Raw genomic sequence first — 16,623 nt, forward strand, 5'->3', positions numbered from 1 at the left:
TCAGAGGGGAGAAGAGATCTGGGGCCTTTGTAAAATGCGGCTTTGGCTTAAAGACCTTCTTAGAAACTCTTATCTAAACTGCTTTGGTTTCTGCTTTTCGCTGGCATTTTGTGCGACTTCCAGAATTCTTTTTTGGCGGGTTTCGGGTCTTTTGGCCGAGGTGACCCAGTATAGCAGGATCTTTTTGACGGACTTGCTCAGGCTGTCAAAGTATTCGGTGGCGTTTTGGTGACGGGCCAATTCCTCTGCAAGATCCTCTGGCACCTGCAGTGCTTCCACTTCATCTAAAGTCTCCCAGGAGCCGTTTTTCTTAGCCACTTCTATGCTGTCGAAACCGGGTTTCTGCATGCGTTTTTCCTTTATCAATTGGACGATTTTTTCTTTATTCACTTTCGACCAGATACTTCGGGGTTTTCGCCTGGAGAAATACTGCATATACCTTTCGCTATCTATGGTCTTGCGGGTGCTGTCTATCCACCCAAAGCAAAGGGCTTCATCTACCGCTTCGCTCCAGGTGAGGGAAGGCACCCTGGTAGATGCCTTGTAGTAGATCAGCCAAACAGACTGCTTTGACTGGTGATTTTTCTCCAGCCATTGGCGCCAGTCTGCTTGACTCTGAGGACAGTATGTCTCTAAATCTTTATCCATTTTGTTGTGCTAACCATTTCAAGATGGCCTGGTTGGTTTCCTCGGGTTTCTCCTGCTGAATCCAATGGCCACAGTCCAGGCTTACTTCTTCCACATTGGGGACGAATGCCGATAATCCTTCGAATTTAGGGATCACATCGTTATTTCCATAGATCATAAGTGTAGGTTGTTGGATCATGGGATTCGCATTGGCCAGCAAATGCCAGTTGCGATCGAGGTTTCTGTACCAGTTGATACTCCCTGTAAATCCGGTGGTTTCGAAAGCAGAGATGAAAACGTTCAGTTCACTTTCATTCATCACGGGTTCTCCTTGAGGTATTTCGGCTTTGGCAAGATTGATCATGGCCATGCCTGGTTCCGGGATGGTTTGTGGAATGTTTTTTCTAAAAATATTGCGAAGAAACTGTGCTGCATTTTCATCCAGTATAGCATCAGCAACGCCCGGTTGTCGGTTGAAGTGAACGAAGTAATAATCGCCACCCAGTACTTCTTCCATCCACTCTATCCACGGTCTTTCTCCCCGCACCTGATAGGGAACAGCCAGCGCAATGATTCTTTTTACACGCGTAGGGTGAAGTAAAGTCAGCCACCATGTGACCATGGCTCCCCAGTCATGACCTATAAATGTGGCATTTTCATATCCGTAGTGATCGAGCAGCGCCACCAGGTCTCCAGCCAGGTGCTCAATGTCGTAGGCCGTTACTTCTTCCGGGCGAGAGGAGTTGCCATATCCACGCTGGTTTGGAATGATCACATGATAGCCGGCTTCTACAAGAGCGGGTATCTGGTGGCGCCATGAAAAAGCATGCTCCGGCCAGCCGTGACAGAGCACAATGGGTTTCCCTTTGTTTTCTTTACCTGTTTCAAAGACTTCCAGTTCTACACCATTTACTGAAATTAACTGAGGTTTTGGGAATCCAGTTTCGACAAGAACTGAGTTCATAACATTTGTCATTTTGTGTTTTTTAAGATTTGAGGCAAACGTATGACTGGCGTGAGACAGCCCTATGTCAAGGGTCTTTGAGAATTATTGGTATTTGTCAAAATACTCTTGCAAGGTGAGGTTGTGTGGCTTAAAATACTCTTGAAGAACCTGCATTTTTTCAATCCGATCTGGTCGGAAAAAACGAAACTCCTTTCGCAAGCGACACCACGCTATCAGGTACCAGTTTTCAGCATTGACTATGGCAAATGGCTCGATCACTCGTTCGGAAGTGGAGCCTTCTTTGTTGGTGTACAGTATTTTCACCAGCTGATAGTTGGTAAGCGCATTTTGCAAATCAGACAAGTTGCTGCTGTTTCGTTCCTGATTTAGCGCCTCGTCATATTGTGTTCTGTCGGCCAGTAAATTGGCTTTATCCTGAATGGTGTAGGCAAGGATGGATTTGATCTTGTCGATGGCTTCTCCATAATCCTGCACAAAAGAGGCGTCTTTGCTTTTCAGTACCAGCTGCTCGGCCAGTATCAGGGCATTGGCTTGCCTTTCCGTAAACATGATCGGAGGCATTCTATAACCCTCCATGAGCATGTAGCCTTTGCCTTCTTCTGTGAGGATGGGGACACCCGCTTTTTCCAGTGCTTTGATGTCCCGGTAGATCGTTCGCCTGCTTACCTCAAACTTCTCCGAGAGGCTCGCTGCGGTTACGATTCTTTTGGTCTGCAGCTGAGTTAAAATTGCTGTCAGCCTCGAAATCCTTTTGACTTCATCTCCTTCCATTCGGTATTTGTTGTGGTTTGTTGATGGTGGTGTTGAGCAAATGATAGATTTACATCCTTATTTCATGAAGACTGTACAGCATAAGTTTAGTGCTAATAAGCCGTTTCTATTATTTCTATCTTTTTCGTTTTAAAGTTAACTTTTATCGGTTCTTCTATGCTTGGACAACAATAACCATCGTCTGATTTGAAGTCGAAAAAAGTTCCGTAAAAGCCCGTATTATCTATGCTGTCCAGATGATAAAAACCGGATTCTGTGCTGAGTTTAATTTTTTCGAAAAAACTGTCATTTACATTGTATTCACTTTGTTTGCTGAGAATTAACAATTGGTATTGAATCCATGCTACCGTGTTTCCACCATCACATTGATTAGGAAAAAATGTTACTAGCGCATCAATTTTTTGATCTCCATTGAGGTCTGCATAGTCAAAATTAATTTGATCGGGAAATCCCAAAATTAACCCAGCTTCTTCATGCACAATTACATAGTCAAAATTGCAATATGAGTCAGCCACAAACTTATTGTTCTTAATCTGAGATTGCTTCCAATTTTGAAAGGCTGTTTGAATTTTCTTTTCAGAGTCTAATTTTGAACATGACTGACCAAAAGCTAAAATGATAAGAAGAATAAATGTTTTTGTTGGTTTCATTTAGCTGTTTATCAATGATTTATCTGAAAAAAAACTTTAAAAGTCTGAAGCAAAATGCTTTTGTTCAGACTTTTTGCCTGTTGGGTTTATTGAGTTTGAAGTCTTCTTGTTTGGTGAAATACTCTAGGCCTAAAATCAAGAGCATTGAACTGATAAAACATACTTTTTGCATAATGGCCAATACACCCCAATGGCCCGAACCATATAAGAATAAGGTATAGTAGTAGACCAATAAGCAAAGTACAGAAGAGAATTTGAGGAAATGGCGCTTTGTTTTTAGGATAAACACGCTTATGTAGAATAAGCTAATCAGGAACAATGTGGCAGATAGTGTTACCATAATGTCGTGTAGGGGAGTGGCAATTAAGAAGGTGAATAATATGTTGGCTATACCTATGATTTTTAAAACCGTGGCTGCGTGTTTTACTGAGATTTTCTTTGACATATGGATAAAAAAGATGCCATAGCCCAGAGAGTGGAGTGCGATTCCTACAAGTGCCCAAATCCTGGATGTGTTCACAGAGCCATTAATGGCACGTTCTTCAAACAGATTGCTGAAAAAATTTTCAGACCAATCGAATCCGATAGAGTTTTCATTTTGCAATGAACCACCAGGGTAAACCAAAGTTGCGATTCCCATTAAAACCACTGAAATGGTTAAGCATATCACAACGGAGTATTTCAACATGTTTTCTTAAAAATTATGTTTCTTGATCTCAACTATTCTGATTGATAAACTTATTTATAGTGGATGTTGTCAGCTTCACCCTTGTTGTTCAAGGATTGACCATTTCATAGATTTTAACCAAAAATCCTGTGGGTTGCAGAAGAATGTAGTTAATGGGTAATTTCCTTGTTCTTCCTTTCCACTCCAGGTCATGTGGATTGTTGCTAATTCACCTGAGTCAAGCTTTATTAGAATTTCATCCGTATCCTGTCTCTTAGCTAAAAGTTGATATTTTATATTATGGAGCTTATGATTTTGATGCAGCTCTTTCTTTAATTCGATATTGATTGCTTCTCCCAGATCGGGTGTTTCCATAATGTTCCACCAAGGATCCAAAAAGTTTAAATTGAAAATAGTTGGATTCAGTAGATCTTCTAGTTCACCTTCATCTAAGAGCTTTGAAATAGACTGTTCTATACAGTTTCGTGTTAGTTCGGATACGAAGAGATCAGGTGGAATCGCATAGGTATTGCCTTCTTTCTTTTTTGCTTCATTCAAATAATTGAAAGTCAAGACGTTGATTCTATATTTTCTGCCATCGTCAAGAGTAACTATGACGCTAGCAAAGTCATTGGTCAGATTTTCCCTATCTTCTGTTTCTTCAAATTCTAACCAAAGATCAAACTTTCTCATAGGCGATATTGCTGGTAAGTTCCGTGTATGGTACGTGTCTCGTATGGTATGCGCTATACACCTTGTTAACTAACGTTTTTAATTTTCAAATTCTATTATTGGAAAATGCGGTTTCCAAAGTACACCTAACCTCTCCTTGTTTTCCGCAAATCCTGTATCAGTAATTTTCTCTTTTTCAAGCTCGTTTTTCAATCTCTCAGACACATATACACCCCAGGAATACAAAGGAATTTTAAATAAGTCGATTTCAGAATCAAAGTTATTACCGAATACTACCTTTTTTGTCACGATCTCATAGCTTGTTTTTGAATCATATTTGTTCTGTTCAATCAATTACAATGTCTGTTAATGTGACTGGATTTTTAGCGACTGTTATATGCTTTACTTTTCAAGCAACTTGTTTCTAAATTCAATCCAATTCTGGAGACAGTCAATAGCGTTATTCGTATCAAAGAATTCTGGAGTTGATCCGTCTGCTGCTCGAAGGTTCAATTGTTTTAGAATATTGGCGATGCAGGGGAATGCCAATTCGTTCCCTCTTATATGCATAGCGAATGAGTTCAGAATTTCATCAGTTCCCATGTTGAATTCTATTGAAAATTGATCGTTTTCAAGAGTTCCCCAAGACTCATCTTCGAAGCTTACTGTGGGTTCGGCTTCTTTAATCATTTCAATGATGTCTTTCCGATTCCCAATAGGTTTGGGTTCAAAGTCACCTGGAATCTCATTGAGAGTTCTAGCGTTTCCCCAGTCTTGTACAAATAAATCCCAACTCATATTAATCAACTGGATTTCGTTCTTTTAGAGCTCTTAATGCTTGCTTATGACATTCATGTTCGAATTCAGCTTTAGTGGGTTGATAAGCTATCCGGTGTATTTCTTCAATAACCTGTTGATCTAAGGTGTTTTTCGAATAGAATCCAAAAACTCCAATACACCAATATTTCCACATTTCATCATTCCCTTTCAAAATTGCAATGATTTCTCTGCGTTAGATATTCTGAAATGGTTATTAAATAGTCTGCCACAACTCTTGCAACTGGCCAATTCATGTCTTGTATCCATTCCATTAAATCAGGAATGATCGGTTTTACTTCTTCGTAAGTTTTTCCAAACAATTTTTGAGCTGTTTCTTCATCTAGCTTATCCTTTGGAATTAATTTTTCAATCATCTACTCGTGACATATAACACCTTTATATGCGGAATTTGCTCAAAACTTCCGTAATAAGCTACTTGTTAAATGTTTATTGCCTTACTTTTCCCTGAATTCCTTATGTTTCTGGAGGGGCGAGGTTGCCTTTGATTTTCAGTTTCTGCCTATCATGCAAAAAGCCTCTCTCGTTTTACCGAGAAAGGCTTTGGTTAAATTGAAAATGGGAAGTTCAATTTATATTAACATTCCGCCAGAAGCTTCAATGCGTTGTGCATTTACCCAGCGGCCTTCTTCTGAGCATAGAAAAGCCACAATTCCACCGATATCTTCTGGCAAACCTACACGGCCAAGGGCGGTCATGCTGGCTACCATATCGTTGTACTCTTTGTTGTCTCTCACTCTGCCACCACCAAAATCGGTTTCAATAGCGCCAGGCGCTACTACATTCACTGCAATTCCTCTGGCTCCGAGTTCCTTTGCCATATAACGGCTCAAAACCTCAATGGCTCCTTTCATGGCACCATAGGCCGATGATCCCGGAAATGAAAAACGGGCCAAACCAGAAGAAATATTGATGATTCTGCCTCCATCGTTTAAAAATGGCAATGCTTTTTGGGTAAGCATAAACACACTTTTATAGTGAATGTTGAACATATCGTCCAGCTCTTCTTCAGTGGTTTCCGCGAAGAGTTTATAAAGCGCGGTGCCGGCATTATTAATCAGAAAGTCGAAGTTGCTACTGCCGGTTTCTGCTTTCAAATGCCCGGTAACTTTTTCAATAAAGGCATCGAAAGTATTCGATTTACTTACGTCCAATTGAAAAGCTGCCGCTTTCTGACCCAGTTTTTCAATCTCGGCAACTACTTCTTCGGCTTGAGTTTGATTACTGTGGTAAGTAAGTACCACATCAATTCCTTTTTTTGCCAAATTAAGGGCCATGTTTCTGCCAAGGCCACGGCTACCACCCGTAACCAAGGCTATTTTGTTCTTTGTTGATTCCATTTCGTTTTGCTTTAAACTTGATGGAACAAAGGTGAGGAGAAATGCAGCTTTGGGTTTGCGCAGTTCAATCCATGATTTGCGAAAATCAAATATCGAACTAAGATCTGAAATTCAGAGGAGCCAAAGAGGTCTGTTTTTTAAAGAAATTTGAAAAGTGAGCCACTTCTTCAAATCCCAGGCAAAATGCAATTTCAGAAACGCTCCAATCGGTTTGCTTCAACAATATTTTAGCTTCCTGAACCACTCTGTTGCTGATGATATCCGTTGTCGTTTTGCCGGTACTGTCTTTAAGCACTTTGTTCAAATGGTTTACGTGAATAGCCAATCTTTCGGCATATTCTTTCGCAGTTCTTAAAGTCAATCGTTGATTGGGCGATTCTATGGGGAACTGCCTTTCGAGCAATTCTATAAATAATGAAGTTACCCGAGCCGAAGCATTGCTACTAGGGTGGAGGTTGGTTACGGGCTGGAGCTTCTGCCCATAATGAATCAATTCCAGCACATAGTTTCTTAGCAAGTCATATTTAAAGGCGTAATCAGAAGCAATTTCTTCCTTCATTTTCCTGAAAACCACTTCAATTTCATCGGCTTTGGCGTCAGGGATTTCGAAAACAGGATATCCACCAGCTTGAAAAATAGGAAGGTCATCGAGTACCACACCGGTTTTGTTTTTAATCAAAAATTCATCCGTAAACACACAAAAGGAACCTCCTTGGTTTTCATCCAGAGGATACCAATGATAAGGGATTTTCGGGGTCGCAAAAAGCAAAGCATTCTGCTGAACGTCAATCACTTTATCTGCATATTCTGCTCTGTTTTTACCTCTGATCAAACTGATTTTGTAATAAGACCTTCGGTTATAAGGCATTACATTCTTTCTCTTTACTTCCCGAATGGTTTCCGAAATATCGAAGACATTGAAATGGCCGACTTCTTTATTGATACCGGGAGGAAGCAGTGTATTTATGTTTTTGCCCGTAAAGGCAGCTGCTTCCTTGTAGAACTCTTCCAAAGATGTCTTCTTAATTTCCTTCATTACAATTTCGGTTTGTAAAATTCAAAGTTAGCGTACAGCTAACGGAAATTCCAATAGTCTAAAACAGTAATGCTGAGATTTTAGTTGAGAAGTCGCAAATCAGCCTGTTATGAAGAAGTTATATGCCGTTTTAAATATGCTAGTGATCATTGCTATGATTTACTGGAATTACCATGTGAATACCGCTGGACTTCATGGAAATACAGTCGCCTCCTTAAGTCAGGAATATGATAATCTTTTCACACCAGCAGGCTATGCTTTCTCCATTTGGGGATTGATTTTTCTGAGTATGTTGGTTTTAGGTGTCAATCAGTTGGTGATGGCTTTTCGCAATAGAGACGAATTCGGCACTATCCGCAAAATAGGGCCATGGCTTTTGGTCGTGAATTTGGGAAATATGAGCTGGCTTTGGTTTTGGCTTACGGAACAAACGGGAGCAAGCGTTCTGGTGATGTTGGTTATTCTGATGGCATTGCTTCAAATCGTTTTCCGCTTGAATATGGAACGCTGGGATGCACCGCTGAAAGTGATTGTTTGGATTTGGTGGCCTATTTGCCTTTACAGCGGATGGATTGCTGTGGCTACTATTGCGAATATTTCGGCCTATTTGGCTAAAGTTGAATGGAGTGCACTGTTTTCAGAAACACAGTGGGCGCTCATTATGGTGGTGATTGCTGGGGCGCTAAATCTCTTTATGATTTACGCCCGAAACATGCGTGAATTTGCTGGAGTAGGGGTTTGGGCTTTGGTTGCCATTGCGGTGCGGCACTGGGGTGAAATCCCAATTTTACAATGGACTGCCTTATTGGTGGCTTTTATCTTGTTGGTTTTCATTGTGTTGCATGGTTGTAAAAACAGACATACCAATCCTTTCAAAAAGATGAGAAAGGCTTAACTCAATATAAATTTGAACGGGATGGAATTATTGGCATTTGAATCTGTTTATGTATTCAATGTCAAAATGAACTTCACATGCCTGATCATATTCAAAATATAAAATACTCGATTTTAGAACTGGCCTCAATGGGCGTTGGCTCTACACCTGCCGACACCTTTGCTAATAGCTTAAACTTGGCCCAAAATGCAGAGAAGTTCGGTTATCATAGGTTTTGGCTGGCCGAACACCACAATATGGTCAGCATTGCCAGCTCTGCAACAGCCGTTTTAATTGGCCATATTGCAGGAGGAACCGAGAAAATCAGAGTGGGTTCTGGAGGTATTATGCTCCCGAATCATTCGCCTTTAATTGTTTCAGAGCAGTTCGGAACCCTTGGCTCTATGTTTCCGAACAGAATTGATTTGGGCTTGGGTAGAGCACCAGGAACTGATCAGGTTACGGCTCATGCCATTCGTTCCGATAGAATGAAATCTGTAATGGCTTTTCCTGATGAAGTGGCCGAAATTCAACGCTATTTCTCATTAGAAAACAAATCTTCAAACGTAAGGGCAAGCGTAGCTGAAGGTGTGAATGTGCCTTTGTATATTTTGGGATCTAGTACCGATAGTGCTCATGTGGCGGCCAGAATGGGATTGCCTTATGCTTTTGCGAGCCACTTTGCGCCCGCTCAGCTTTTCGATGCTTTTCAGATTTATCACAATAATTTTCAACCTTCAGCTTATTTGCAAAAGCCGTACACCATTGCCTGTGTAAATGTGATTGCAGCAGAAAGCGATCAAGCTGCCGAGCGACTGTCTACTTCTTTGATCAGGATGATGTATGGTGTTTTAACCAACAATATCGATTATATGCAACCGCCTGAAGATATGACCTACGAGTTGAAGGCACTTTCGCAGCATGAAGCTTTTCAAAGAATGCTGAAATACGCCTTTATCGGGAGTAAGGCAACCGTTGCTGAGAAAACTCATGATTTTATAGCGCAAACGGGTATCAATGAGATTATGGTGGCTTCTCATATTTTCGATCATTCTGATAGAGTGAATTCTTACAGAATCTTCTCTGAGGTTATGAAGGGCTGATCAAAACGGCTAAATATTGCAGGCTTTTTTGCTTCTGAAGACGGATTTAATGGTTCTCCAAATTTTGCTCGGCAAGTATTTGATGCCTCTTTGTACAACGATTTCGCCTAGTATCATTTCTTCTGGAGACAGTTCAACTAGCCAGTTTGTGTTCGATTCAGGTGGTATTTTGTATTCTTGACTTTCGTAGCCTAAGAACGAAAATGTGATAAGCGTGCTTTTAGCTTGAACTGTAGAAGGGTTGATGCTAAAGGAGAAATGTCCGTCTTTGTCCGTAGAGTGGTATTCATTGTTCCCAATTTTTATGAGCACTCCAGGAAGAGGTTCTTGGCTCTCCTTTTCAATCGCTCTGCCTGAAAATACTAGAAGTGAATCTTGTTTGAGCATGGTAATGGCGAGCGGTTTGTTTATTTCAGATACAATGGTTTGAGGGTTGTTCTTAGATTGGGCGAAGGTTTTTGCATTAGGTAAAGCAACGACTCCAAATAGTAAAACCGAAAGAATTTGCCTAGAAAGATTTGTAAGGGAATTGTGGTTCCAGCTTGGGGATTTACTGATCTGCTTTGGTCTTAATTTCCCGCATACGCTGCCTTTAGAACGGGCTAAAATTTCTTCAATTTCAGTTTCTGATTTATTGGTTAAATCAAGGACGTTTTTGGAGCAAAAAGTGCAGAATTTACTTAAGTCATGGCCTTGTTCTTCAAGTTCTTCCCACTTTTTTGGACAAGGACTTTTAATGGTTAATAGCGGTTTCATTTTGTCATTTTAAGGTTAGCTGTTAACAGGATGCATTCCTCTTGGGAATTCCATAAAGCTGAACCATAATTATGAGAGGTATAAAAAACATCAGGCCCGCTTTCGGGGAAAAACCGATTACGGGCCTGAAACATCAACCAACGCTACTCTACTTACTTAACCGACCGTATGTCGACTATGAAGAAAGTATATTTTTAATTCTCCAATTAATATCCGGAAGCGCGTATCGCTTCCGGATAAAGGGAGAGAGAGTGAGGAGATCGCTCCATGCTTTTACAAACAGGCGACCCCACTCGAAGTTTGTTTTGTAAGGTGCTAGCATCACGTCCTGAATTCGTGGAAAACCTTGCGATGTACACCTTTGATTTCTTTGTCGTTACGCGTGAATTATCATCACGACTTTTTGTCTTATTTAATTCTGGTTTATCAAAGCTTTTGGCCTCTGGCTCATGTGTGAAGCTTTTATTCCATTTGGGGATTGAGAAATCCAGCAAGGCACCGGGATTGTTTTTTAGTACCCCTACAATCCCGGGCCAGCCTGAGCGGCTGAATTGCTGGTCGAAAATGCTCGTGGCAAATTGCTGTTCTGTGCTCTCAGTATATGAAAGCATAGGGAATGCGGTACTGTGAAGCCCACATGTTAAGCCATGTGAGGCCGCAGAGCGTACTCCAATTTCTTTAAATGAAAACTGTGAAATAGGTGTTTTCAAAGCCTTCAAACTGTAGAACAGCTTGTTTTTCGATGATCAAAATGGTAATGGATAAAAACTGACTTTCCGATGAGACTTAGGAAAGCAAAGCAATGCTGGAATTACAGCACGTAATTCAACATTTTAAAACCAGATGATCAGCAGACCAGTCGTAAATTGTGGTAGAGAATATAAAGCTTGGTAGGATTTCCTAAGTCATTTTGCCCTAAGTAATTAGGCGTAAGCTTTTCTGAAAACGACTCGAAACGTAAGCCTTCAAATTCTTGAAAGAGCAAAGGCGGATTGTCTAACTTTTTCAGGACGTCTACAGAAAACGAAAATTCATTTTCTTCAAGACTGTTGCTGATTTCCTCAATGCCTTTGAAAGATTTATGTTCTTGAGAATAATGCAATACTAAAGTAGAAACTGTTTCACGCGTACTCCCTAGCATAAGGAGTAGGGCGGTGAAGCCAGCGACTAAGACTTTAGAAAAACGAAACATTATAATCATAACAATTATCGGATGCGAAGTTAGAGTCTTACTTGGTATTTCAAGAAACTAATTGTTAAAAAATTTAAAAAAATACTTTGGAAAACGTTTGCAATTTTTAAGAGATCAAAATTCTTTAGTTTTGCGCCACTTTAATGGGTTGGTTTTTAGGTGTTTAATCACTGAAGTGAATTTTGTATTGAAACCCGTCAAAATGCCGTATTTATGTGATAAGCGGAATGCCTTGCTTTGTAAAGCAAACAACTGAGCTATGATTAAAACATTGAAAGCATTTCTCTGGAGAAAAGAAAGCAGGGCAGTGGGGATGGTGTTTATGGCCCTGGCCATAATTTTTGGTGCTTGGGTAACCCGTTTACCTGAAATAAAGTCTCGTTTGGCTATTGACGATGGTCAACTCGGGTTGGCTTTGTTTTTTATGCCTTTGGGCGCTACCGTTCTATTGCCTTTTTATAGCCGAATTATTCATGCTTTGGGAGAAAAACGAGCAACAATGCTAGGCATCCTATCTTTTTTAGCCGCTATTATTGTTCCCGTTGTCGCTCCTAATTTCATTTGGCTGATTGTCGGTTTGTTTTTAGTTGGCTTAAGTATGGGGCTTACAGATATTGCCATGAATGCGGTGGCCGCTGAAGTGGAAAAACAGAAGCAAACCATTATTATGTCCGCTTGCCATGGTTTTTTTAGCATTGGAGGTATGATTGGCGCGGGGACTTCGGGGCTTTTTATTGCTTTGGGCGCTTCTCCGTTTTTGCATATGCTCATTTGGTCTTTGCTACTTTCTGTTCTAATGCTCTTTGTTTCTAAGCATTTGGTCAATTCAGATTTAGGAGAAGTAGAAGGGCATAGTTTTAGGCTGCCACCAAAATCAATATTGGGTTTGGCGATTGTGGGTTTCTGTATTATGCTAAGCGAAGGGGCTATTACAGATTGGAGTACAATTTATCTGAAAGAGAATCTTTTAGCACCAGCAGCAATTTCTGGATTGGGTTTCGCGGGTTTTGCTGCGCTTATGGCTTTGGGCAGGTTTTTGGGCGATAATCTCATTTTGAAATACGGAGTGTTTCGGTTGGTTGTTTTGGGGTGCACCATCAGTATTTTGGGGCTGATTGCCCTTCAGCAGGGAAGTTATCAATTGGCCATATTGGGTTTAAGCCTCACAGGATTGGGTTATTCTGTAATTGTGCCCATTTTATTTAGTAGTTCTGCCAAACAAAAGGAGGTAAAGCCCGCAGTTGGAATTGCTTCAGTGGCTTCTTCAGGTTACATCGGTTTGTTGATGGGGCCTGTAATTATCGGTTTCGTGGCCGAAGAATGGGGATTGCAGAATGGTTTCCTTTTTCTCGCTCTTCTTACCTTTTGTGCTTTGCTGATGGTCACAAAGGTTCTGAAAGGTTCTTGATAAAATAAAGTTGTTCCAGAACCATGATTTATTCGATGTAAATCTTTCAACAAAGCTCCGGAACAACCTTTTCTGCTTATTCTTCTACTGAAACAGAAAGTTGAATAGAAGGATGCTTTTCAGGGGCAACAATGGCGTTTAACACTTCGAATTTCAAAATGAAGTTTTTCAATTGTTCTTTGGTTTTCACCATAAAGGTTAAGCTGCCTTGCGCTGGAATAGTTAAAATGTCGGTGTCTTCGTGGAAAGTGTATTCCGATTGGTTTTTCAGCATATAAGTAACATCGCTGTTGTTGCTTATGGTCACATTGGCCACTTGTCTTCTTGCTGGGTAATTGGCGGCAGTGATAGAAAGAGAAGCATCAGTAAGTAGATTCATGTTTTCCTCTTTTCCTACCAAAGTGTTTTTGTACCAAACCACAGTTCGTCCTGCAAAAAGAGCTTCTTTTAAGGCTTCTTCAGTTTTCTCTTTAGCAAAAACCAACGTAATAGGTCTGTGGCCGCCATGTTCAGGTTGATAATCAAAGTCAATTAGGCCGTGCACATCTGAAGTTCCCATAATGGTTAAGTTGTTGTCCAGTGCAAGTTGAAGAGCTTCTTCTGAATACATTTGGCCATTCACCACTTCTATTCCGTGCAAAAGTTTTTCACGAATCAGTTGATCTTGAAGTGGTTCAGTTCTAGCAATGCCATCAGGGCGTTGGCTAACCCAAGCTGGGTGATTCCAGAAAGTGAAAGCGCCTTGTCGGTTAGCTTCGCGAAAAACTTCTAAAGCATCGTCTAAAAGCAGTTTGTTGGCATCTTGAATGAAAATGGCATTGTTATGGCCCGGAGGCATGCTTCTGGTGATTTCGGAACCTTTTACCACCATCAATGGCTTGTTGGCGGCTAATTTCGTAGCCAAATCGAAAGATCTATTGCGGTTTGGGTGTGGAATGTCAGCTTTATGGGGTTGGTATTCTAGGTGTTCAGTAAGAGAAATTACATCCAAGCCATCTTTATCGGCTTCCATTACTCGGATGTCGGGCCAAACGCTTCCGTCAGAAAATACAGTGTGAATGTGCAAGTCACATTTCATGGTAAAGAATCCATCCACATTCGGGAAAACGATCTTGCGTCCAAAAGTGTGGTTGTGGCTTTGAGCCCAAGCACCGAGGCTCATGCTCAGTAGGTAAATGGTAAGCAGTTTTTTCATAGTTGTAGGTTTCTACCAAAAGTAGAAGCCTAGTGTTACTCTGCTGTTACGCCAATGTTTTATCCTTTACAAATTCAGAAGGTATCTGAACTCATTAAATTAATTGATTTGAAAAGCTTCGTCTAGTTCTCTGAGGTATTTTTTTGAGAGTTCTTTTTTCAACAGATCGGCTTCTTCGGTAAAAAGTCCAACGCCAGTTCCGTTGATGAAAAAGTAGCCTTGATCTTTGTAAACTCTTGTGGTTTCATCTGCCTTTTGGGCAATTATAGTGATGTCGTCTAATTGAGCTTCAAACTGTTCAATTAGGTTCGCGTAAGCATTGTTGATGGCGGTGTATGCTTTTCGCAAAGTTTTGTTCGTCATCAGGGAATGATAGATTTCTGGTTCTTCTTGTTTCGCCAGTTCAAGGTATTTCAGAATGAAATATTTGAATTCGTAATAAGCATAATAAGTACCAGCCATATTGTTTACATATTCTAAGTATATGGCTTGATTTCCTTCTGACTGCTCCCTGTAAAAATCAAAAAGGTCGTATGCTGCTTTTGTGCCATGATAGTAGGCGTTCCACTCGTCCATTAGCCCGAAGATGCCGTCCGCTTGGCTGCCTAGATTATTTTTTCTAGGTGAAATATATGGGCTGAAACGAAAGGTTTTTAGGTCTTTAGGTACGTTTTTGGCGATTCTGTGGCTATTGAAAATTTCTGTGTGTTTAATAATGTAAATCTCTTCAGCACTGATATAGAAGGCCGAGTAATCATCCTTTATGTTGTAATCTTCATTTCTCCTTTCTTCTAAAAATTTATAAGGATAGCGTGAAGTTAGGCCGTGCATGGATTCGTGAACAACCGTGTTTAGTGCGTTCACAATGCCTTTATCCGTTTTGTTGTTCACCCAAAAATTGGGTTCACTTTCTTTTGAAAGATTTATGCTAACCCCTTGAATGGTAAAACCCTGAGGAAGGTCGTAAAGCGTTTTCATCATCTGGAAGCTGGAGGGGCTATACTTTTCTAAGTACTGCCATATTTTTTTATCGGTTTGGGACTTGCTGTATTTCTGGCAAAAGCACGAGGTGCTGAGTGAAATACACAACAAGAAGAACCAAATAAACCTCATGCGAAAAATTCAGGGTGAAGAATTAAAGTGTTAACGCATTGACTTTGTATAAGTTATTTTAGGCTTTGATTATTTCCGCTTTACGGCAATACACTCAATTTCTAACCGAGCACCCAATGCCAAACCATTAGCTCCGAGCGCGCTTCTTGCAGGTTTCTTTTTGCCTTCAAAGTACTTTACATATTCTTGGTTAAAATCTCCCCACTCGTTAATGTCAGCCATCATAACGGTTACCTTCACCAAGTCATCAAAAGAAGAACCATTGGCTTCTAAAATTGCTTTTATGTTTTCCATGGCCTGCTTAGTTTCCGCTTTAAGTCCTCCGGGAACAAGTTCTAATTTGCCAGGAATATTCCCGATTTGGCCAGAGAGGTAAATCATATTGCCTACAATCACCGCATCCGAAAAAGGAAGATTAAGTGGAGCCATTACCTCGGACTGATAGTGCTCCAACTGTTTTTCGGTTTTTGTGTTATGATGCAGTTTATGGCAGCCAGAAAGTAAAATAAAAATGCAAAGAGGGAGAAGTTTTTTCATTTGTTATAGATCAAAAAAGTGAAAGTTTCGATCTAATATACAACTGAAATTTTAAGCTGGGCTCAACGATTCTGCTACAGCTTTGAGTAATTGAGTGTGGCCGCTTTCTAAAACTTTTACTTCGCAGTCTGGAATCAAGTCTATTAAGGGTTGAACTGTTGCGCGATCAATTACCCGATCGTGATTGCCTAAATAAAAAGTGGTTTTGATGCTGTAAGCTTTTATGGCTTGCGCCAATTGTCCCAAATCCGGAAAAAACTGACGTAGAAAAACCCATGTTCTATACACTTGTGCTCGTTTTTCGACAGTGTTCATTTGGCTTTCGGCAAAACGCAAGGTGTAGCTGTTCATCAATCTCAGGCTTCTTGCAATTTTTACTAACGCGTTGAAGAGCCATGGTTTTTCAATTTGAGATTTGAAAATTCCTCTGACCAAATGGGAGTGGGTAGATAACTTATATGAAAAGTGTGTTCCTATGCCATCGGGAGCGGCTAAATGCATATGGCTTACCATTTCGGGGAAAAGTTCTGTGGTTACCATTGCGTATTTTCCTCCCATCGAAAAACCCATCACTTCGAAGCTCGAAATTCCTTCCTTTTTGAAGAATTCAACCATAAACAATTTCCAGTCTTCTGGTTTCAGCGGTTCTTTCAGCTCTTCAAATGAACTGCGGCCATGAAAAGGCAAATCAAAACTGTATACCGAATGTGTCCCTTTTACTGCTTCATAAACGCTCTTATAGGCAGAATGGTCTTGGCCAAACCCGTGAAAACAAACCAAAGTACGGCTACCACCAGGGTATATGGTATATTTTAAAGAATGTGTTTTGATTGTAATATTTCCATGCAGTGGGTTGTTCATCAATTCTCTGAGCTTCT

The 16,623-nt window shown here is 40.5% G+C and carries 22 protein-coding genes; 3 read left to right on the forward strand and 19 right to left on the reverse strand.

Features of this window, described 5'->3' with window-relative positions; genetic code table 11:
* Positions 1-69: 69 nt before the first annotated feature.
* From ACXACJ_RS03505 to ACXACJ_RS03560, 12 genes are all read right to left on the reverse strand, one after another.
* The gene (locus ACXACJ_RS03505) at positions 70-648 is read right to left on the reverse strand and encodes a YdeI/OmpD-associated family protein (RefSeq protein WP_475132885.1); all 579 of its coding nucleotides are present in this window, start codon (positions 646-648) and stop codon (positions 70-72) included.
* On the reverse strand, positions 641-1,591 hold the full coding sequence (locus tag ACXACJ_RS03510; RefSeq protein WP_475132886.1) for an alpha/beta fold hydrolase: 951 nt from the start codon (positions 1,589-1,591) through the stop codon (positions 641-643). The genes ACXACJ_RS03505 and ACXACJ_RS03510 overlap by 8 nt, the downstream gene beginning before the upstream one ends.
* Positions 1,592-1,675: 84 nt before the next feature.
* Complete coding sequence (locus ACXACJ_RS03515) at positions 1,676-2,365, reverse strand: helix-turn-helix transcriptional regulator (protein ID WP_475132887.1); 690 nt, start codon at positions 2,363-2,365, stop codon at positions 1,676-1,678.
* Between the two features lie 92 nt (positions 2,366-2,457).
* Entirely contained in the window at positions 2,458-3,015 is a 558-nt protein-coding gene (locus ACXACJ_RS03520) for a hypothetical protein (RefSeq protein WP_475132888.1), read from the reverse strand.
* Positions 3,016-3,079: 64 nt separating this feature from the next.
* Positions 3,080-3,703, reverse strand: coding sequence for a hypothetical protein (locus ACXACJ_RS03525; RefSeq protein WP_475132889.1), 624 nt, complete (start codon positions 3,701-3,703; stop codon positions 3,080-3,082).
* 75 nt (positions 3,704-3,778) lie between these two features.
* Complete coding sequence (locus ACXACJ_RS03530) at positions 3,779-4,375, reverse strand: hypothetical protein (RefSeq protein WP_475132890.1); 597 nt, start codon at positions 4,373-4,375, stop codon at positions 3,779-3,781.
* A 78-nt stretch (positions 4,376-4,453) separates the two neighbouring features.
* Entirely contained in the window at positions 4,454-4,708 is a 255-nt protein-coding gene (locus ACXACJ_RS03535) for a hypothetical protein (RefSeq protein ID WP_475132891.1), read from the reverse strand.
* A gap of 48 nt (positions 4,709-4,756) precedes the next feature.
* Positions 4,757-5,152, reverse strand: coding sequence for a hypothetical protein (locus ACXACJ_RS03540; protein WP_475132892.1), 396 nt, complete (start codon positions 5,150-5,152; stop codon positions 4,757-4,759).
* 1 nt (position 5,153) lies between these two features.
* On the reverse strand, positions 5,154-5,327 hold the full coding sequence (locus ACXACJ_RS03545; protein ID WP_475132893.1) for a hypothetical protein: 174 nt from the start codon (positions 5,325-5,327) through the stop codon (positions 5,154-5,156).
* A 4-nt stretch (positions 5,328-5,331) separates the two neighbouring features.
* A complete protein-coding gene (locus ACXACJ_RS03550; RefSeq protein WP_475132894.1) occupies positions 5,332-5,547 on the reverse strand; it encodes a DUF5071 domain-containing protein in 216 nt (71 codons plus the stop codon).
* Between the two features lie 216 nt (positions 5,548-5,763).
* Positions 5,764-6,531: an SDR family oxidoreductase gene (locus ACXACJ_RS03555; RefSeq protein WP_475132895.1), complete on the reverse strand. Its 768-nt coding sequence runs from the start codon at positions 6,529-6,531 to the stop codon at positions 5,764-5,766.
* A gap of 97 nt (positions 6,532-6,628) precedes the next feature.
* Positions 6,629-7,567 carry a helix-turn-helix domain-containing protein gene (locus ACXACJ_RS03560; RefSeq protein ID WP_475132896.1) on the reverse strand — a complete coding sequence of 313 codons (939 nt, stop codon included), beginning with the start codon at positions 7,565-7,567 and terminating at the stop codon, positions 6,629-6,631.
* A gap of 109 nt (positions 7,568-7,676) precedes the next feature.
* On the opposite strand from ACXACJ_RS03560, the gene ACXACJ_RS03565 reads away from it, so the two are divergent.
* Together ACXACJ_RS03565 and ACXACJ_RS03570 are read left to right on the forward strand one after the other, a co-directional pair.
* Complete coding sequence (locus tag ACXACJ_RS03565) at positions 7,677-8,462, forward strand: hypothetical protein (RefSeq protein WP_475132897.1); 786 nt, start codon at positions 7,677-7,679, stop codon at positions 8,460-8,462.
* 77 nt (positions 8,463-8,539) lie between these two features.
* The gene (locus ACXACJ_RS03570; RefSeq protein WP_475132898.1) at positions 8,540-9,544 is read left to right on the forward strand and encodes an LLM class flavin-dependent oxidoreductase; all 1,005 of its coding nucleotides are present in this window, start codon (positions 8,540-8,542) and stop codon (positions 9,542-9,544) included.
* Positions 9,545-9,553: 9 nt separating this feature from the next.
* On the opposite strand, the gene ACXACJ_RS03575 is transcribed toward ACXACJ_RS03570, so the two are convergent.
* From ACXACJ_RS03575 to ACXACJ_RS03585, 3 genes are all read right to left on the reverse strand, one after another.
* The gene (locus tag ACXACJ_RS03575) at positions 9,554-10,300 is read right to left on the reverse strand and encodes a carboxypeptidase-like regulatory domain-containing protein (RefSeq protein ID WP_475132899.1); all 747 of its coding nucleotides are present in this window, start codon (positions 10,298-10,300) and stop codon (positions 9,554-9,556) included.
* 206 nt (positions 10,301-10,506) lie between these two features.
* Positions 10,507-11,010, reverse strand: coding sequence for a hypothetical protein (locus ACXACJ_RS03580; protein WP_475132900.1), 504 nt, complete (start codon positions 11,008-11,010; stop codon positions 10,507-10,509).
* A gap of 137 nt (positions 11,011-11,147) precedes the next feature.
* Positions 11,148-11,501 carry a hypothetical protein gene (locus ACXACJ_RS03585; protein ID WP_475132901.1) on the reverse strand — a complete coding sequence of 118 codons (354 nt, stop codon included), beginning with the start codon at positions 11,499-11,501 and terminating at the stop codon, positions 11,148-11,150.
* 250 nt (positions 11,502-11,751) lie between these two features.
* On the opposite strand from ACXACJ_RS03585, the gene ACXACJ_RS03590 reads away from it, so the two are divergent.
* Positions 11,752-12,900, forward strand: a complete 1,149-nt coding sequence (locus ACXACJ_RS03590; protein ID WP_475132902.1) for an MFS transporter — start codon at positions 11,752-11,754, stop codon at positions 12,898-12,900.
* Between the two features lie 76 nt (positions 12,901-12,976).
* Here the strand turns inward: ACXACJ_RS03590 and ACXACJ_RS03595 are convergent, their stop codons facing one another.
* From ACXACJ_RS03595 to ACXACJ_RS03610, 4 genes are all read right to left on the reverse strand, one after another.
* Positions 12,977-14,095, reverse strand: coding sequence for an Sb-PDE family phosphodiesterase (locus ACXACJ_RS03595; RefSeq protein WP_475132903.1), 1,119 nt, complete (start codon positions 14,093-14,095; stop codon positions 12,977-12,979).
* A gap of 99 nt (positions 14,096-14,194) precedes the next feature.
* The gene (locus tag ACXACJ_RS03600) at positions 14,195-15,076 is read right to left on the reverse strand and encodes a hypothetical protein (protein ID WP_475132904.1); all 882 of its coding nucleotides are present in this window, start codon (positions 15,074-15,076) and stop codon (positions 14,195-14,197) included.
* A gap of 201 nt (positions 15,077-15,277) precedes the next feature.
* Complete coding sequence (locus tag ACXACJ_RS03605) at positions 15,278-15,745, reverse strand: RidA family protein (protein WP_475132905.1); 468 nt, start codon at positions 15,743-15,745, stop codon at positions 15,278-15,280.
* 51 nt (positions 15,746-15,796) lie between these two features.
* Positions 15,797-16,606: an alpha/beta fold hydrolase gene (locus tag ACXACJ_RS03610; RefSeq protein ID WP_475132906.1), complete on the reverse strand. Its 810-nt coding sequence runs from the start codon at positions 16,604-16,606 to the stop codon at positions 15,797-15,799.
* Positions 16,607-16,623 lie beyond the last annotated feature (17 nt).

It is taken from the genome of Roseivirga sp. AWQ4_251 (assembly GCF_056158225.1).

Bases quoted from the DNA above. Each gene is read 5' to 3' on its own strand.
- ACXACJ_RS03590 (WP_475132902.1), top strand. From the start codon at position 11,752: ATGATTAAAACATTGAAAGCATTTCTCTGGAGAAAAGAAAGCAGGGCA.
- ACXACJ_RS03530 (WP_475132890.1), bottom strand. From the start codon at position 4,375: ATGAGAAAGTTTGATCTTTGGTTAGAATTTGAAGAAACAGAAGATAGG.
- ACXACJ_RS03515 (WP_475132887.1), bottom strand. From the start codon at position 2,365: ATGGAAGGAGATGAAGTCAAAAGGATTTCGAGGCTGACAGCAATTTTA.
- ACXACJ_RS03610 (WP_475132906.1), bottom strand. From the start codon at position 16,606: ATGAACAACCCACTGCATGGAAATATTACAATCAAAACACATTCTTTA.
- ACXACJ_RS03505 (WP_475132885.1), bottom strand. From the start codon at position 648: ATGGATAAAGATTTAGAGACATACTGTCCTCAGAGTCAAGCAGACTGG.
- ACXACJ_RS03525 (WP_475132889.1), bottom strand. From the start codon at position 3,703: ATGTTGAAATACTCCGTTGTGATATGCTTAACCATTTCAGTGGTTTTA.
- ACXACJ_RS03565 (WP_475132897.1), top strand. From the start codon at position 7,677: ATGAAGAAGTTATATGCCGTTTTAAATATGCTAGTGATCATTGCTATG.
- ACXACJ_RS03550 (WP_475132894.1), bottom strand. From the start codon at position 5,547: ATGATTGAAAAATTAATTCCAAAGGATAAGCTAGATGAAGAAACAGCT.
- ACXACJ_RS03575 (WP_475132899.1), bottom strand. From the start codon at position 10,300: ATGAAACCGCTATTAACCATTAAAAGTCCTTGTCCAAAAAAGTGGGAA.
- ACXACJ_RS03555 (WP_475132895.1), bottom strand. From the start codon at position 6,531: ATGGAATCAACAAAGAACAAAATAGCCTTGGTTACGGGTGGTAGCCGT.
- ACXACJ_RS03585 (WP_475132901.1), bottom strand. From the start codon at position 11,501: ATGATTATAATGTTTCGTTTTTCTAAAGTCTTAGTCGCTGGCTTCACC.
- ACXACJ_RS03605 (WP_475132905.1), bottom strand. From the start codon at position 15,745: ATGAAAAAACTTCTCCCTCTTTGCATTTTTATTTTACTTTCTGGCTGC.
- ACXACJ_RS03595 (WP_475132903.1), bottom strand. From the start codon at position 14,095: ATGAAAAAACTGCTTACCATTTACCTACTGAGCATGAGCCTCGGTGCT.
- ACXACJ_RS03520 (WP_475132888.1), bottom strand. From the start codon at position 3,015: ATGAAACCAACAAAAACATTTATTCTTCTTATCATTTTAGCTTTTGGT.
- ACXACJ_RS03560 (WP_475132896.1), bottom strand. From the start codon at position 7,567: ATGAAGGAAATTAAGAAGACATCTTTGGAAGAGTTCTACAAGGAAGCA.
- ACXACJ_RS03600 (WP_475132904.1), bottom strand. From the start codon at position 15,076: ATGATGAAAACGCTTTACGACCTTCCTCAGGGTTTTACCATTCAAGGG.
- ACXACJ_RS03545 (WP_475132893.1), bottom strand. From the start codon at position 5,327: ATGTGGAAATATTGGTGTATTGGAGTTTTTGGATTCTATTCGAAAAAC.
- ACXACJ_RS03510 (WP_475132886.1), bottom strand. From the start codon at position 1,591: ATGAACTCAGTTCTTGTCGAAACTGGATTCCCAAAACCTCAGTTAATT.
- ACXACJ_RS03540 (WP_475132892.1), bottom strand. From the start codon at position 5,152: ATGAGTTGGGATTTATTTGTACAAGACTGGGGAAACGCTAGAACTCTC.
- ACXACJ_RS03570 (WP_475132898.1), top strand. From the start codon at position 8,540: ATGCCTGATCATATTCAAAATATAAAATACTCGATTTTAGAACTGGCC.